16 protein-coding genes are annotated in these 16015 nt (G+C 66.7%); 7 read left to right on the top strand and 9 right to left on the bottom strand.

Annotated elements, in window-relative coordinates; translation table 11 throughout:
• The first annotated feature begins 66 nt into the window (after positions 1 to 66).
• The gene (locus ACQR1X_RS05425) at positions 67 to 1272 is read left to right on the top strand and encodes an amidohydrolase family protein (protein ID WP_434898467.1); all 1206 of its coding nucleotides are present in this window, start codon (positions 67 to 69) and stop codon (positions 1270 to 1272) included.
• A 7-nt stretch (positions 1273 to 1279) separates the two neighbouring features.
• Here the strand turns inward: ACQR1X_RS05425 and ACQR1X_RS05420 are convergent, their stop codons facing one another.
• From ACQR1X_RS05420 to ACQR1X_RS05405, 4 genes are all read right to left on the bottom strand, one after another.
• The gene (locus ACQR1X_RS05420) at positions 1280 to 2512 is read right to left on the bottom strand and encodes a carboxylate-amine ligase (protein ID WP_316216705.1); all 1233 of its coding nucleotides are present in this window, start codon (positions 2510 to 2512) and stop codon (positions 1280 to 1282) included.
• A 20-nt stretch (positions 2513 to 2532) separates the two neighbouring features.
• Positions 2533 to 4308: an N-acetylglutaminylglutamine amidotransferase gene (locus tag ACQR1X_RS05415; protein ID WP_434898466.1), complete on the bottom strand. Its 1776-nt coding sequence runs from the start codon at positions 4306 to 4308 to the stop codon at positions 2533 to 2535.
• Positions 4309 to 4334: 26 nt separating this feature from the next.
• Positions 4335 to 5162 carry a class II glutamine amidotransferase gene (locus tag ACQR1X_RS05410; protein WP_434898465.1) on the bottom strand — a complete coding sequence of 276 codons (828 nt, stop codon included), beginning with the start codon at positions 5160 to 5162 and terminating at the stop codon, positions 4335 to 4337.
• Between the two features lie 192 nt (positions 5163 to 5354).
• Entirely contained in the window at positions 5355 to 6236 is an 882-nt protein-coding gene (locus ACQR1X_RS05405; protein WP_316216707.1) for a LysR family transcriptional regulator, read from the bottom strand.
• 110 nt (positions 6237 to 6346) lie between these two features.
• Here ACQR1X_RS05405 and ACQR1X_RS05400 point away from each other — a divergent pair, with 110 nt between their 5' ends.
• Complete coding sequence (locus tag ACQR1X_RS05400) at positions 6347 to 6766, top strand: CidA/LrgA family protein (protein WP_434898464.1); 420 nt, start codon at positions 6347 to 6349, stop codon at positions 6764 to 6766.
• Positions 6741 to 7451 carry an LrgB family protein gene (locus tag ACQR1X_RS05395; RefSeq protein ID WP_434898463.1) on the top strand — a complete coding sequence of 237 codons (711 nt, stop codon included), beginning with the start codon at positions 6741 to 6743 and terminating at the stop codon, positions 7449 to 7451. The genes ACQR1X_RS05400 and ACQR1X_RS05395 overlap by 26 nt, the downstream gene beginning before the upstream one ends.
• Positions 7452 to 7456: 5 nt before the next feature.
• On the opposite strand, the gene ACQR1X_RS05390 is transcribed toward ACQR1X_RS05395, so the two are convergent.
• The 4 genes from ACQR1X_RS05390 to ACQR1X_RS05375 form a co-directional block, all read right to left on the bottom strand.
• Positions 7457 to 8287 (bottom strand): type 1 glutamine amidotransferase, encoded by an 831-nt coding sequence (locus ACQR1X_RS05390; protein WP_434898462.1) that lies wholly within the window; start codon positions 8285 to 8287, stop codon positions 7457 to 7459.
• A gap of 24 nt (positions 8288 to 8311) precedes the next feature.
• Positions 8312 to 9142, bottom strand: coding sequence for a hypothetical protein (locus ACQR1X_RS05385; RefSeq protein WP_316182876.1), 831 nt, complete (start codon positions 9140 to 9142; stop codon positions 8312 to 8314).
• Positions 9143 to 9273: 131 nt separating this feature from the next.
• Positions 9274 to 9795: a hypothetical protein gene (locus ACQR1X_RS05380; protein WP_434898461.1), complete on the bottom strand. Its 522-nt coding sequence runs from the start codon at positions 9793 to 9795 to the stop codon at positions 9274 to 9276.
• A gap of 58 nt (positions 9796 to 9853) precedes the next feature.
• Positions 9854 to 10546 carry an HAD family hydrolase gene (locus ACQR1X_RS05375; RefSeq protein WP_434898460.1) on the bottom strand — a complete coding sequence of 231 codons (693 nt, stop codon included), beginning with the start codon at positions 10544 to 10546 and terminating at the stop codon, positions 9854 to 9856.
• Between the two features lie 106 nt (positions 10547 to 10652).
• Between ACQR1X_RS05375 and ACQR1X_RS05370 the strand changes: the two genes are divergently transcribed.
• From ACQR1X_RS05370 to ACQR1X_RS05355, 4 genes are all read left to right on the top strand, one after another.
• Positions 10653 to 11339, top strand: coding sequence for a hypothetical protein (locus ACQR1X_RS05370; protein ID WP_316182804.1), 687 nt, complete (start codon positions 10653 to 10655; stop codon positions 11337 to 11339).
• A gap of 132 nt (positions 11340 to 11471) precedes the next feature.
• Positions 11472 to 13496, top strand: a complete 2025-nt coding sequence (locus ACQR1X_RS05365; protein WP_315805266.1) for a YgiQ family radical SAM protein — start codon at positions 11472 to 11474, stop codon at positions 13494 to 13496.
• A gap of 930 nt (positions 13497 to 14426) precedes the next feature.
• Positions 14427 to 14717: a CopG family ribbon-helix-helix protein gene (locus ACQR1X_RS05360; protein ID WP_434898459.1), complete on the top strand. Its 291-nt coding sequence runs from the start codon at positions 14427 to 14429 to the stop codon at positions 14715 to 14717.
• Positions 14714 to 15001 carry a type II toxin-antitoxin system RelE/ParE family toxin gene (locus tag ACQR1X_RS05355; RefSeq protein WP_434863978.1) on the top strand — a complete coding sequence of 96 codons (288 nt, stop codon included), beginning with the start codon at positions 14714 to 14716 and terminating at the stop codon, positions 14999 to 15001. Before ACQR1X_RS05360 ends, ACQR1X_RS05355 begins: the two co-directional genes overlap by 4 nt.
• Before the next feature lie 309 nt (positions 15002 to 15310).
• On the opposite strand, the gene ACQR1X_RS05350 is transcribed toward ACQR1X_RS05355, so the two are convergent.
• Positions 15311 to 15745, bottom strand: a complete 435-nt coding sequence (locus tag ACQR1X_RS05350) for a hypothetical protein (RefSeq protein ID WP_434898458.1) — start codon at positions 15743 to 15745, stop codon at positions 15311 to 15313.
• Positions 15746 to 16015: the final 270 nt, after the last annotated feature.

Genomic DNA, 16015 nt, shown 5'->3' with positions numbered 1-16015 from the left:
CATCGCGCATCGGACCGCAGTCATGCGGCTCCGATGCCGGGCGGACGAATGGGAAGGATCTCGGGCATGGCCGTCGACAAGCTGTTCATCAATGCGCGGCTCGACCGCGGCGCGCGCCATGCGATCACGGTCGACGGCGGCCGCATCAGCGGCCTTCTCGCCGAGACCGAGCGCCCCGAGGCGCGCGAGGTGGTCGATCTCGGCGGCGCGCTGGTCGTGCCCGGCTTCGTCGAGGGCCACATCCATCTCGACACCAGCTTCTATGGCGATGCCTGGAAGCCGCACAAGCCCTGCACCAACGGCTTCGACGTGCATGAGCGCGTCACCTTACAGGCCCAGAACATGGCCGCGGCCGCGCCGATGGACGTGCGCGCCCGCAACCAGCTCGATCTCTGCATCGGCCACGGCACCACGCGGATGCGCAGCCACGTCATGGTCGACGGCTCGGTCGGCCTGACATCGCTGGAAACGATCCTGCGCGTGCGCGAGGAGTATCGCGAGCTGATCGAGATCCAGCTCGTCGCCTTTCCCCAGAGCGGCATCCTCAAGAGCCCGGGCACGCCCGAGCTGCTCGACGAGGCCATCCGGCTCGGCGCCGACCTCGTCGGCGGGCTCGACCCCGCGAGCTTCGACCGCGACGTCGAAAAGCATCTCGACGTCGTGTTCGGCACAGCGCACAAGCACGGCGTCGACGTCGATATTCATCTGCACGATCCGGGCATGCTCGGGCTGTTCGAGCTGGAGCAGATCGCGGCGCGCACGCGCGCCCTCGGCATGCAGGGCCACGTCGCGGTCAGCCACGCCTATGCGCTCGGCGACCTGCCTGCTGACCCGCTGAAGAAGATTGCCGATGTCCTGGCGGCGTCTGGCGTCGCCATCATGACCAATGCGCCGGGCGCGCGGCCCTTCCCGCCGGTGGCGCTGCTGCGCGCGGCCGGCGTCACCGTGTTCAGCGGCAACGACAACATCCGCGACTCCTGGTGGCCCTACGGCGACGGCGATCTGTTGAACCGCGCCATGATGGTCGGCTACCGCTCCGGGTTCTATGTCGATGACGAGTTGCGGATGGCCTTCGACCTCGTCACCGAGGCCGGCGCCAAGGTCTTGAGGCTTGCCGATTACGGCCTGCGCGCCGGCGCGCGGGCCGACTTTGTCACCCTCGATGCCGAGCACGTTCCGCAGGCCGTCGTCGCCGTGCCAAAGGGCCGCTCGGTCTACAAGGACGGCCGCCTCGTGGCGCGCGACGGCCGTGTGATCAGGCAACCGATCTAGGCCGGCGTCATTGGGCTGGCTCGACCGGTGCCTGCCGGCGCGGTGGCTCGGCGCGCGACACGGTGGCGGCCTCGATCCAGCGCGTCACCGCCGACAACTGCCCGCCGGACTCGCGATAGGCCTGCAGCTGATAGTCGGCCGAGCTGCCGAACTGCATGATGATGCGGCAGTGCTCGACCTCGGCGAGGCATCCCAGCGCCTCCGCATGCGGCGCGACGTCCGCGATCATGCGGTTCAGGATCTCCTGGCCCGTCACCGGACCGTCCTCGGTCACGAACAGACAGTCGGTGCCATAGCGCTGCGCCCGCCACTTGTTTTCGACCGCGATCGCACGCTCGACGTTGCCGACGGCCTCGGCAAGATCGGGATTCAGGTACAGGTGGCGCGCCAAGGCGCGATAGAGCGAGGCAATCGCCACGGCGTCGTCGACCGAGGTGCAGACGTCGGGGGCACGCAGCTCCAGCGTCGGATGCCGCAGCGACGGGCGCATCGCCCACCAGACATGGCTCTCGTCCGGCATCACGCCGGACTTCGTCAGCGCCGCCACATAGCGATCATATTGCTGCTTCGAGGTGAACAGCTCGGGCAGGCCACTGCGCGGCAGCTCGTCGTAGGCGGCGAGCCGATAGCCCTTCAGGCCCGTCTCGCGCGAATTCCAGAATGGCGAGGACGCCGAGAGCGCGATGAACACCGGGATGTAGGGGAGCATCGCCCGCATCACCGCGAAGCGCAGGTCCGGGTCCGGCAACTGCACATGCACATGCATGCCGCACAGCATGTTGCGCTGGCCGACGATCCGCAGGTCTTCCATCATCTCCGCGTAGCGCGGCTTGGGACTCGGCAGTGAGCTGCGCCACGTCGCGGTCGGATGCGTGGAGCAGGCCAGGATGGTCAGGCCATACTGGCTCGCCACGCTGGCAACCTCGCGCCGCAGGAATTTCAGCTCCTCGCGCGCATCGCCGACATCGACATGGACGTTGGTGGCGACCTCGAGCTGGGCCTGCAGCATCTCGCGCATCGCCTGTCCGCCGGTCGACCAGTTGGCGGCCTCGAACAGGTCGTCCGGCGTCCGGATCGCGACATCGCGCGTCTGCGCGTCGACGAGAAAGTATTCCTCCTCGATGCCGAACGAATATTCCGTGACCTCCTCGCTGCCGGTGGCCGAGCGGATCACCAGACGCCGCTCGTCATCGCTCAGGCCGAGCCGCAGCTTCTCCAGGATGCGTGGATCCAATCCCATGTGATCAATCCTCTCCGACGTCAAATGCCGTGAGTCTGCAGCCATGCCTCCAGCAGGGCCGCCTGCCACAACCGCGAATGTCCCTTGGGGCTCATCTCGGCCTCGGGGTGCTGCAACATGTGGTCAATGAAATCGCGTCGGTAGAGACCGCGTGCACGCGCCTTCTCGTCATTGAGCAGGTCGCGGACGTAGTCGAGAAACGGGCCGCGCAGATAGCGCAACAACGGCACCGGAAAGTATCCCTTGGGGCGGTCGATCACCTCCGCCGGCACGCAGCGGCGCGCCGCCTCCTTGAGAATGTGCTTGCCGCCGTTCTTCACCTTCAGCTCGGCGGGCATGCGCGCAGCCAGCTCGACGACCTCGTGATCCAGGAACGGCACCCGCGCTTCCAGCCCGAACGCCATCGTCATGTTGTCCACCCGCTTCACGGGGTCGTCGACCAGCATGATCTCGGTGTCGATCTGCAGGACCTTGTCGACCGCCGAAGCTCCAGCGTGAGCTGCGAAGAAGCGCTCCACGAATGCCAGGCTCGCGTCGTCGTCGCCAAGCATCTCCGGTGCCAGCAACCGCTGCAGGTCGGAATGCGTCCAGTCGAAATAGGCGTTCTGATATTGCTGAACGGGCTCATTGGCCGAGAGGAAGCCCGGATACCAGCTGTAGCCGCCGAACACCTCGTCGGCTCCCTGTCCGCTCTGCACCACCTTGACGCGCTTGGCGACCTCAGATGACAGCAGATAGAACGCGACGGCGTCATGGCTGACCATCGGCTCCGACATGGCAGCAATGGCGCCGGGGAGCGCCTGCAGCGCGCGGTCGCCGCCGATCCTGATCTGCTCGTGATTGGTCCCGAACGTCCGCGCGATGATATCCGAGTAGCGAAACTCGTCGCCGGAATGCGCGCCCACCGCATCGAACCCGATCGAAAAGGTGCGGATGTCCTCGTGTCCGAGCTTCGACAGCAGCGCGACCAGCAGCGACGAATCGAGGCCGCCGGACAGCAGCACGCCCACCGGCACGTCGGCCACGCGCCGGCGGTCGACCGCTGTCGTCATCGCCTCGAGCAGCGCCTCCGACCACTCCTCCTGGCTCATGGCGCGATCGGTCGGACGCTGCTCGCCGACCGAGAAATGCCAGTAGCGCTCGCGATGCTGCGTGCCGTCGGGCTCGATCGTGAGCAGAGTGGCAGGCTCGAGCTTCTTCACGCCGCGCAATATCGTGCGCGGCGCCGGAACGGCGGCGTGGAAGCTGAAGAAGTGATGCAAGGCGATCGGATCGAGCGCCGTATCGACCTCGCCGCCCGCCAGCAGCGCCGGCAATGACGACGCAAAGCGAAAGCCGTGAGGACCATCGGTGTAGTAGAGCGGCTTGATGCCGAGACGGTCGCGCGCCAGCAGAACGCGCCCGCTGTCGCGTTCCCATAGCGCAAAGGCGAACATCCCCTTGAAGCGCTGCACGCAGGATTTGCCCCAGGCATGGTAGGCCTTGAGGATGACCTCGGTGTCGCCGTCGGAAAAGAAGCGATAGCCCTTCGCCTTCAGCTCGTCGCGAAGTTCACGGAAATTGTAGATGCAGCCGTTGAATGCCAGGCCGAGACCTAGCGCCGCGTCGATCATCGGCTGCTGTGCCGCAGCCGAGAGATCGAGAATGCTCAGGCGGCGATGGCCGAGCGCAAGCCCGCCCTGCACGTAGAGGCCGGCCGCATCAGGACCACGCGCCTGCATCGCATCGTTGATGCGGCCGAGCGTGGACAATGAGGGCCTTCCGGAAAAGCTGATTTCGCCACAAATGCCGCACATCGCGGGATCTTTCAGTTCCTGCTGTTCTAAGTACCTCCGACAACCCGTTGTGATCGCTTGCGTTCCGCGGCAAAATCAGCAGTCCCTGCGGCGAATAGCGGAACAATTTCGGCGGGCTTTGCCGCGCGCGCGATCAGCACGTGGTCCGGCGGCACCTCGATCCAGTCAGGCTCCTTGTCATACGGCTCGGAGACCGCGATCACCTGATTGCCGTCTTCGCGGAAATACAGCGAATTGGCGCGGTCATTCTCGGCGAAGCGAAACGCATAGAGATCGTGGCCGTTGGACAGCGCCGAGGTGAAGCGCAGATGCTCACGCAGACCATCCTCATTGACGAGCTCACAGAGTGATCGCAGCACCTCGCGCGTCGCGCCGATCGGGTCCGGATCAATGCCGGCACCGACAATGGCGAGGAACACGGCTTCGGAGTCGGTCGTGCCGAGCCGTGACGGATACAGCGCGTCCGGGATCAGAGCCTCGACCTTGCGCCGCAGCCTGTTCCAGCTGCCGACGAAGCCGTTGTGCATGAACAGCCAGCGGCCGCAGGCGAAGGGATGGCAGTTCTGGCGAGTGACCGCCGTGCCGGTCGCGGCGCGGACATGAGCGAAGAACAGATGCGAGCGCAGATGCCGGCTGAGATAGCGGAGATTCTCATCCGACCAGGCCGGCCGCGTCTCGCGATAAAGCCCCGGCTCTGGATGATCGCCGTACCAACCGAGACCGAAGCCGTCACCATTGGTGCCCGCGGTCGATTCCAGCGCGCGGATGCTCTGCGTCACCAGGGAATGTTCCGGCTCGGTCACATAATGCTCGAAGGCGGTCGTTTCTCCGCGATAGGCGATCCAACGGCACATCCTTGCCCTCCGGTTCAATGAATGAGCTCGAGGCACGCAAAAACGTGTCACGTTCTTTTCGGATCATGCGGAAACGCCTTCGGAGCAGAGCTGGTTCCGCGCTGCGAGTCGCGCGCTGTGAGTCAGGCCGTAGGACTGGGATCCCTTGCCGCACGTCTCTCACCGTTCAAGCGACATCGTCGCAGTGATTGCTCAAGCCTCGCCGCGCTCGCGTACCAGCCTCAACCACGCCGCAGCCGCAGGCGACAGATAGGCGCCGCGGCGCCAGGCCATCGCCAATGTCCATTCGGTGCCGGGCTCATCAAGCAGGACGAGACTGATCGGCACCTGCGTGCGCTGGGTCGCGATCATGCGCGGCAGGAAGGCGACGCCGAGACCGGCGCCGGCGAGCTCGGCGATGAAATCGATCTGGGTGCTGCGCGCAGCCACGACAGGTTCGAAGCCGTTGCGGCGGCACGCCTCGCGAAGGATTCGGTTGAGCGCGAAGCCGGCCTCGAACAGCACGAACGGTGTCTCGCGCAGCTCCGCAAGGGTGATCGTCTCGCGGCGGGCCAGCGGATGATCGACCGAGACCAGAGCCATCAGCGGCTCGCGGCGCACGACCTGCGCGGCAAACTCATCGGCGATCGGCGGCAGCAGGCCGGCAAAATCGATATCGCCCGCAGCCAGCAATTCGCTGAGCCGGTCGCTGCCGTGCTCCACCAGTCGGATCTCGATCTCCGGATAGAGCTGGCGGTAGAGCGCGAACAACGGCGCGAACAGCGTGCTCGATCCGATCGGCGGCAGGCCGAGACGCAGCACGCCGCGCTTCAAGCCGCGCAGCTCGGCGAGCTCCGCCTGCAGATCATCGCGCTCCGCCAGCAGCCGAATCGCACGGCGATAGACGATCTCGCCGGCGGCGGTCATGCGGCTCTTGTGGCCGAGCCGGTCCAAGAGCGGCAATCCCAGCTCGTCCTCGAGCTGCTTGACGGCCTTGCTCACGGTCGACTGGGTCGCGAACACCACCTTGGCGGCCTGGGAGAAGCCGCCTTGGCGGACGACCTCGACGAAGGTCCTGAGGGTACGAAGTTCCATAATCAGGCCGAATATTCCATATTCGACTTATTATCATTCATTCAATTCGCTTTCTACATGCTGCGATGCGGCATACATTGCAAGCGCAATCACTTTTCGGACGCCACCGCATGATGCATCGCAGCATTTCCATTGGGGTTCATCGCCTGATCCGCCGCAACCGGCTGGCGCAGATCGGTCTGCTCGGCCTGTTCTGGGCCGTCGGCGAGGCGCTGGTCCGGACGACCGGCCTGCCATTGCCCGGCGGCATCATCGGCATGGCGCTGGCGCTCGTCCTGATCCTAGCCGGCGGACTGAAGGTCGCGAGCATCAAGCGCGGCGCGAACTGGATGCTGGCGGAGATGCTGCTGTTCTTCGTGCCGGCGGTGCTGGCGCTGCTCGACCATCATGAGCTGTTTGGCCTGCTCGGCCTGAAGATCTTTGCCTTGATCGTCGTCAGCACCACCGCCGTGATGTGCGTGACCGCGCTCACAATCGACCTCTGCTACCGTTGGACCGAGCGTCATGACCCTCGCCGCGCTGTGGCGTGAGCCGCTGATCCAGGCGGCGGTCTGGTCGCTCGCGACGATCCTGCTCTATCTGCTCGCCAAGCGCGTGCACCGGCGCTGGCCGCGCTGGTGGCTGATGCCGCTCGCGGTGGCGCCGGCCCTGCTGATGATCGCGGCACTCGCGCTCAACGTCTCCTACCGCGATTACATCCGCGGCACGCATTGGCTGGTGGCGCTGCTCGGGCCGGCCACCGTCGCCTTCGCCGTGCCGATCTACGAGCAGCGGGCACTGATCCGCCGCCGCTGGCCGCTGCTGCTGGCCGGCATGGTCGCGGGCAGCCTCACCGCGGTGGCGACCAGCTGGGGGCTGGCCTATGTGCTCGGCATCGACGGCGAGTTGCGCCTCAGCCTGCTGCCGCGTTCGATCAGCACGCCATTCGCGATGGAGGTCTCCGGCGAGATCGGCGGCATCCCCGATCTCACCGCCGTGTTCGTCGTGCTCACCGGCATCATCGGCGCGGCCGTCGGCGACGTCGTGCTCACGCGGCTGCCGTTGCGCTCGACGCTGGCCAAGGGCGCGTTGTTCGGCGTCGGCGCGCACGGCGCGGGCACCGCACGCGCCCACCAGATCGGTCGCGAGGAAGGCGCGGTCGCCGGCCTCGTGATGGTGCTGGTCGGGCTGATGAACGTGGCGCTTGCGCCACTCATCATCCAGTTCATGCGGTAGCGCGCTCAGCCCCGCCCGAGCGAGGCGATCCAGTTGCTGATCTCGGCCTGCCGCACCCGGTCATTCGCGACGTCCTGATCGAGCCCCAGCCGCCACAGAATGTCGCGCCGGTCACGGTCGTGGTGCAGGATCGCGAGATCGGCGGCGTAGCGCTCGAGCTCGGCGGGATCCGTGAAGAAGCCCTCCTCGACCAGCGGCTGGCTGAGGCGGCGGATCACCCAGGCGACGTCCTGCAGGCTGAATTCGGGATGATATTGCACGCCCCAGAACCGGCCGCGGCCGCTGCGGATCTCCGCGGCCTGCACCTCGCTCATCGCGTTGCGCGCGGTGACCGTCGCATCTGGCGGCAGCCTGGTGACGATGTCGCTGTGGATCGCCGGTGCATCGAACACGGCGCCCCGCGCCGCGTGCATCGGATGATCGCGGCCCGCCTCCGTCAGCGCGATCTTGCGCGCGAAGCCGACCTCGCGGCCGGCCGGATTGAGCGACACCTCGCCGCCGGCCGCAACGCTGGCGAGCTGAAGTCCCCAGCATGAGCCGAACATCGGCACGCCCCGCGCGAAGACCGTGCGCACCAGCTCGATCTGGCGCAGCGATTCCGGCTCGCGCTGATAGATGTTGAGCGCCGATCCCGTGATGACGATGCCCTGATAGGCCTCGATCGGCTGCGGCAGGCGCGCATCGGCATCGGCGGGCGTGGCGATGTCGATCGCCGCCTCTGGCGCGAGCGCGCGCAGCACGTCGGCGTAGCTCTCCGACGGCGTGGCACCTGCGATCTCGGCCCAGCGGCGCCTTCCGTCCAGCGAATTGCCTTCGAGCACGAGCAGTCTCAGCACGTCGTCAATCCTCCGCCCGGCCCATCATGGCTCCAACACGCCGCGCAGGAATCGCGCGCTCCGCTCGTGCACCTCCGGCCGGTTCAGGATCGTATGGACGTCGGCATCGATCACCATCACCTCCGCCTTGGCATCGTCCTTGAGCGCGGCGGCGCAGGAGCCGGTGACGGCGCGGTCCTTGTTCCAGGGATTGGCGGCCGTGAAATACGGATCGCGCGCGGAAATCGCGTTCAGCACCGGCTCGTTCGGACCGATGCCGAGCCGGGGCGCGCTGACGAAGTAGTTGTCCTCGCACGACCACGAATAGATCAGCCGCGCCGCCACGTCCTTGCCGGCGTAGCGGCCGACCGCCACCGCACCCTCGCTGGTGCCCGCCAGCACGATCCGCAGCCGGTCGACCCAGCTCCAGTCGCGCGACGCCTTCAGCGCGTTCTCGAGCTCGGCCAGCCGCAGGGCGTGGACACGCTCATAGGTCGCGACGTCGACCGGCGAGGTGTAGGTCAGCCGGTCGGGAATCGCGAGGCTGTCGGGCGCCACCGACGCCACGCCGAGCTCGTCGGCGAGCCAGGCCTGGAACTCCTTCACGGCCGGCGCCACGCCGCTTGACCCGTGCATCACGATCGCGAGCGGCGCGATCCCGATCACGTCGGGCGCGTCCTCCGCACGGCCCTCCCAGCGCCGTCCGCCGGCGAGCGTCGCCGGCAACACCAGGTTGGCCCCGCTCCACGTCAGCGCCAGATTGGCGGGCGACGGCTCCAGCACCGTGCCTTTGGTCTCGCCGGGCTTGTCGGCCGCGAGGGCGGCGGTCGCGCAGAAAAAGGCGACGGCGATCGGCACGACACGCGCCACGAACATGATCGATCCGTCCTCCTGCGAGGCGAGCCCAGCGAGCCTGGCGCGCACCGTCCGTTTCAATCACGGCATCGGGCTGCGGACAAGCAAGGGGCGACGGACGGAGCATGCAGGGCACCCATGCGGTGATGCGATCAGCGCGCCCGCAGCCGCCGGCGCTGGGCGCGCGGCGATTCCATCGACCGGACGTGATGGCGCGGCGTGGCCGCAGCGCAGAAGACCGCGTTGGGCGCGCCGGCCGGCACGGCGGCGGCCTCGCGCGCTCCTCCGCAGCCGCTGACGGCGCGAAGCCGTGGCACGACCGGCGACGTGTCCCGCAAGGCCTCCTGCCGTACGCTCACATCGTTCCGGATCTCCACGGGAGAGAGAGCCAGCAGCGTCGCCCGCAAGCCGCGAAGGATGGCGGCCATTGCGCGCGACGGCTGCGCCCAGCGAAACGGCCGGGCCGAACGTTTGGCGCGGCCGCGCTTGGCTCGCCCGGCTCCACTGCCGCGACGGCCGCGCTGATTGGATGCTGATCCTTCGTCATCGACCTGCAACATCAGCCGGAACGGCTGTTCCGAGGGGCCGGCCGCGATCAACAACTTGCGCATGCGTCTCACCTTGATTTCGTGACGGCCAAGCGAGCGGCCGCGTTGGTCGAGACCATCGCGCAAGCGCGGTGACCGCAAGCTGTTGCCTGATGTCAGCGACATGTCAGCTCCGCGGCGTCGCTCACAGTCGCTCTCCCAGCCGCGCCATCACCAGATCGAGCACGTCGGCGTCATCGAACGCCGCCGCGGTCAGCGCCGCGCCCGCCGCGATCAGCTCGTCATGAGCGAGATTGGTGCGCATGCCGACGGTGGCGATGCCAGCCGCCGTCGCCGCCGCGATGCCGGCGCGGGAATCCTCGAAGGCGACCGACCATTCCGGCACGGCGTCGATCGCGCGCAGGCCTTCCAGATAGGGCAGCGGGTGCGGCTTGCCGTGCGGCAGTTCGTCGCCGATGATCACGGCGCGAAACCGGTCCCTCAGCCCGAGCCCGTGCAGGATCAGCTCGGCATTGGCGCGCGGCGCGTTGGTGACGGCCGCCACCGGAATCGCCGCCGCCGCGGCCCGATCGAGCAACGCCATCAGGCCCGGCAGCGGCTGCACCGCGCCGGCGGCGAGGCTGCGAAACACCTCCTCCTTCTGCGCCATGACCGCCGCGCGCCGCTCGGGCGGCTCATCGGGCAGAAATTGGGCGGAGATCGACAAATTGGATCGGCCGAGCAGTTCGCGTGCCGCCCGCGCGCGGTCGAACACATGGCCATACGGCCCGAACACCGCGTTGAAGGCCTGCAGGTGCAGCGCGTCGGTATCGGCGAGCGTGCCGTCGATGTCGAACAGCAAAGCCCGCCGCTTATTGATAACGCCTCGCATCAGCAAATTGACCTCAACTCATCCGGATGTTGACGCGATCTGATCCAACTCTCGACCAGACCGGCTGTCGTTATTCCTCAAACGGCGTGAAACCGCGACGGGGGAAATTGCGATGATCGGCCAGTTGAGCGCATTGCCTGTTTTGACATCGTCGAGGCTCGGAGCGGCCGCCGCGCTGGTCTCGATCATCTGTGTTGCCGCGCCCGGCGCCGCGCAGGCCGGATCCGCCGACATGGTCAACGGCCAATACTGCAACGATCTCTGCAAGGCCTATATGGCCTGGTCCGACCGCATGCTGGCCGTCACCCAGCCCGCGTCCTATTCGCGGCCGCAGGTGCGGGTCGCGGTGCCGCAGAGCATGACGCCGAAAAAGATGGACAAGGCCGAGAAGCCGGACCGGATGGCGCAGCATGGGCCGAAGCCGCATCGGCCGGCGAACCTGAACTCCTTCGCCCAGCTGCCCGCCGGCAGCCACGCCGCGCAATCCGCGATGGAGCCGCCGCCGGGCGACCTCGCCGCGTCCGACGAGCCCCCGCCGGCGACTGGTCGGCCGTTCGCCGCCGACCCGCTGCCCCATTCCGCCATCGCCGACATGCGGCGCGCGACCGACGCTGCCGGCCTGCGGCTGGTATCGATGACCGAGCCCGGCACCGGGCCGGTCACGGTCGGCGAGGCCGGCGGCAGCCCGCGCTCGAAGATGCCCTCGATCTGGATCATGCTCGCCGCAGCCGCGCTGCTGGCCTATTTCGGCCATGGCTGGCTCAAGCGCCGCAACGGCGCCTCGCATCACCTCAACTGAGACGGCAGGAACTGCGACGTCAGTTCGGCCACGCAAAGCCGCGGGAACCATTCCGGACAATTTGACCACCGGCCCTCGTCTGCGACCGGGGCTTTGGTTGAACTCGCAGCGCCGCGGCTCTATGCGTGGGCGATGAACATCGCCCTCACCGCCCCCCCGTTGAGTTCCTGGCCGCGCCACCGCGCCGACCTCAAGCCTGCGCCGTTCCTGCCGATGAGCCGCAAGGAGATGGACGCGCTCGGCTGGGACGTCTGCGACATCGTGCTGGTGACCGGCGACGCCTATGTCGACCATCCCTCGTTCGGCATGGCAATCATCGGCCGGCTGCTCGAGGCCCAGGGGTTTCGCGTCGGCATCATCTCCCAGCCCGACTGGCATTCGGCCGAGCCGTTCAAGGCGCTGGGACGCCCGCGCGTGTTCTTCGGCGTCACCGGCGGCAACATGGACTCCATGGTCAACCGCTACACCGCCGACCGCCGCATCCGCAGCGACGACGCCTACACGCCGAACGGCGAAGGCGGCAGGCGGCCGGACCGCTGCACGCTGGTCTATGCGCAGCGCTGCCGCGAGGCGTTCAAGGACGTGCCGGTCGTGCTCGGCGGCATCGAGGCCTCGCTGCGCCGCATCGCGCATTACGACTACTGGTCCGACAAGGTGCGCCGCTCGGTGCTGGCCGACGCCAAGGCCGACATCCTGATCTACGGCAATGCCGAGCGCGCCGTGATCGAGGTCGCGCACCGCATCGCCAGCGGCGAAGCGCCGAAGGACATCCAGTCGGTGCGCGGCACCGCGCTGTTCCGGAAAGTGCCCGAGACCTACATCGAGCTGCACGCCGACGATCTCGACTCCGCCGATGAAGGCGCGGCGCGCGAGAAGGGCTGTGTCGTGGTCCGGCTGCCGTCCTGCGAGCAGGTCGAGGCCGACAAGGAGGCCTATGCGCGCGCCTCGCGCGTGCTGCACCGGGAAAGCAATCCGGGCAATGCACGTCCCCTGGTGCAGCGTCATGGCGACCGCGACCTCTGGCTCAACCCGCCGCCGATCCCGCTGACCATGGCGGAGATGGATAGCGTCTACGATCTGCCCTACGCCCGCGCGCCGCATCCGTCCTATGGCGACGCCAAGATCCCGGCATGGGACATGATCAAGTTCTCGGTGACGATCATGCGCGGCTGCTTCGGCGGCTGCACCTTCTGCTCGATCACCGAGCATGAGGGCCGCATCATCCAGAGCCGCTCGGAAGGCTCGATCCTGCAGGAGATCGAGCGCATCCGGGACAAGACGCCGGGCTTCACCGGCGTGATCTCCGACATCGGCGGCCCGACCGCCAACATGTACCGGATGGCCTGCAAGGACCCCAAGGTCGAGGCCGCGTGCCGCCGGCCGTCCTGCGTCTTCCCGGAGATCTGCCCGAACCTCAACACCTCGCATGACGATCTCATCCGGCTCTATCGCAAGGTCCGCGAGGTCAAGGGCGTCAAGCGCGTGATGGTCGCCTCGGGCGTGCGCTACGACCTCGCGGTCGAGAGCCCGGCCTATATCAAGGAGCTCGTGACGCATCACGTCGGCGGCTACCTGAAGATCGCGCCGGAGCATACCGAGCGTGGTCCGCTCGACAAGATGATGAAGCCGGGCATCGGCACCTATCACCGCTTCAAGCAGATGTTCGACGCCGCCGCGGCGCAGGCTGGCAAGAAGTACTATTTGATCCCGTATTTCATCGCCGCCCATCCCGGCACCAGCGATGAGGACATGATGAACCTCGCGCTGTGGCTGAAGAAGAACCGCTACCGCGCCGATCAGGTCCAGACCTTCCTGCCGTCGCCGATGGCGACGGCGACCGCGATGTACCACACCGGCGTCAACCCGCTGCGCGGCGTCCGTCATGGCGGCAGCGACAAGGTCGAGGCCATCAAGGGCCTCAAGCAGCGCAGGCTGCACAAGGCGTTCCTGCGCTATCACGACCCGGACAACTGGCCGGTGCTGCGGGACGCACTGCGCGCCATGGGCCGCGCCGATTTGATCGGCTCGCGCCCGGATCAGCTGGTGCCCGCACATCAGCCGCCGGGGACGGGAAAGGCTGCCGTCACGCGGCGGCCTGTGCGACCCGAACAGCGGCCGCAGCGCTTCACGACCAAGGGCGTGAAGATCAGGAAGTAGTTGTCGAGCGCGCGCCAAGCTTGATGGCATGGGCACGCACCCGCCTCGTTCTCCGCTGTCGTCCCGGGCTTGACCCGGGACCCATAACCACAGGAAGACGTGTTGGGCACATCCTGAAGCACCAGCCTGCCTCACACATCCGCCTGTGGTTATGGGTCCCGGGTCAAGCCCGGGACGACACCGAATTTGTTGCCGCCATCTCGCCAACGCATGCGCACCGGAAGCGCCGGCGTCTGTGACGCATCCACCCCCGTTCCCGCCACCACATCCACTCCACGATTTTTCCGAACAGCCCACCGCACTCCCGCGACGCCATCCGCGCCCAGGTGATGCTGCCGACATCGCCCTCGACAATGAGAGGGCGCGGGGAAGACCGGACCTCGACTGAGGCCCGTGGCCCGCCTGCAGAAAAAAATGCAGGCGGCAGGTACCACAGGTCCAGCCGGACGACCCGGCCTTCCCCGCGCGCTGGTTTGAACGGCTGCTTCGCGATCTCCCTGGGGACCGGGCTTGTTTGCCCCCATCACCGGCGCGACGCGTCTCCGCATCATCGACCGGCTTGACCTCAGCGTCGGGAGGCCAGGACCACGCGACTTGACCGTACGTCCCAGGCTCATTCGCCGGCCCGCTTGCGCGAAAGCCCCGAGCCCGACACGTCCACCGCTCCCCGCTGCTACGCTCCGTGACGATCGGCCGAAACGTCCCTCTTCATCGCGAACGGGATGGCCGAGAGCATCCGCTTGATTTGCCCGACGACACAAGGCGCGCAGCATGCGACAAACTGGCTCGACGGGCAGTTTGCGCATGAGAGGACTACGGGGATTGCTCGTCGGGCAGAGAACGGCGCTCAACGAGTGGTCTTGGCCAGCAATTGCGCAGCACAATCGTCGGTCCTATATTCGATGCTTGCCTGAGCCGAAGGACTGCGTGATGCCCTCGACCACCTTGACCGTGCACGTCGATGCGAGCGTCAACGAGCGCCTCGAACGGTTAGCCAAAAGTACGGGCCGGAGCCGCGACGTCGTCGCTGCCGAGCTGATCAACGGCTCTCTCGATGTGTATGAGTGGCAGGTGGAGAGCATCCAGCAAGCCATCTCGTCGCTCGATCGTGGCGAGGGCATTCCACATCATGAGGTCAGGGACTGGGTTGCGTCTTGGGGAACGGAAACCGAGAAGACAGTCCCCGGTAGCACGACCAAGGCTGCCTCGAAGGGATCATGACCCCGATCTGGTCCCCTGAGGCGATCGCCGACCTCGTCGCCTTGAGGGCCTACATCGCACAAGACGATCCGGCGGCAGCTCAGCGCGTCGCACTCCATATTCTTCGGAATGTCGAGACGCTGTTGGCCAATCGCCCGAAAATGGGACGGCCAGGCCGCGTTCAGGGCACGCGTGAGCTCGTCATTCCGAAGACGCCCTACATCGTGCCGTACCGGCTGTCCAACGATGCAATCCAAATCCTGCGCGTGCTTCACAGCGCCCGGCGTTGGCCCGAGTCCCTTTGAAGCAAATTCTGTCAAGGGTCAGGAGAATGCTTGCGCAAAGCCTCATCATGATGCATTGGCGTCCACTCTTTGGTCGCTTAAGAGATCCGGCGCAAGCGTTCGACTTAGTCGACCAGCCGTTCGACACCCATTCGGGCGCGCGCGATGAATTCCTGGTCATCCGCCGTTGCTCCCGTCAGAGAGATGTCCGTTTTGGCGGTTCGTATGAAGCTGGAGCCGACGCAGCTGTCCGAGCTTTCGATGAACGACGTCCACGGCCCGGGAGTCGCCTGCTGCAATCGCAGGCGAATTTCGGCGAAAACGCCCCAGCTAGCAGCTCGTATCTCCACCGGCCCAGCGGTAGATGCGGCTACTCAGGGGGCCTGCTCCCAGCGGATTGCTGACCTTGATGGTCACGCGCGATCCGGAGCCGGACTTTTCGATGCGCGCCGAGGCGAAGTAGTTCATCCGGACCCCATAGCTGCCTGCGACCAGGCGAAACTCCGCGAAGCCGCGGTCGCGGTGCAGCTCGCCTTCGGCTTCGATCTGTCCCCCGCCCGGGTTGGCCGGATTGCCAAAGACCCGGACGGGCGGATTGCAGCTTTTGCCGGTCTCGATCAGGCGGCGGTAGATCTCCTCATAGCTTTCGGAAAAGCTCCTGCTGTCGGCGACGTCGCGCGAATTCAAGCCCTCCGGCGACATCGCACATCCACCGGCCATCAGAACGGCGATCGCCGCCGCAGGCAGAGCTGCCTTGATCCCCATCGTCCATCCCCCTGCGCCATCGATCGCATCGCCCCGAGCGATCATCGTGCCACCGGATTCACATACGTCGTTTTGCGGGAGACAGACAATAGCCACGCGGCATCATGAGCTCGGGCCGGCTCACCCCGGACGGCTTCGACGTTCGCGACCGACCTCACGATCACCTCCTCACGACGCTCATTCGTGATTGCGTTTGGCCCGCGCCATCCGTCATAATTGTGAAATAGAAATTTTCGCGCAATTGACGGCAGCCAAGACCATTGCAAGCCG

The organism is Bradyrhizobium sp. HKCCYLRH3073, assembly GCF_051167995.1.
GTDB lineage: Bacteria > Pseudomonadota > Alphaproteobacteria > Rhizobiales > Xanthobacteraceae > Bradyrhizobium.
The sequence above is the reverse complement of the archived record's forward strand: the minus strand, read 5'-3'. Positions and strand labels throughout refer to the sequence as shown.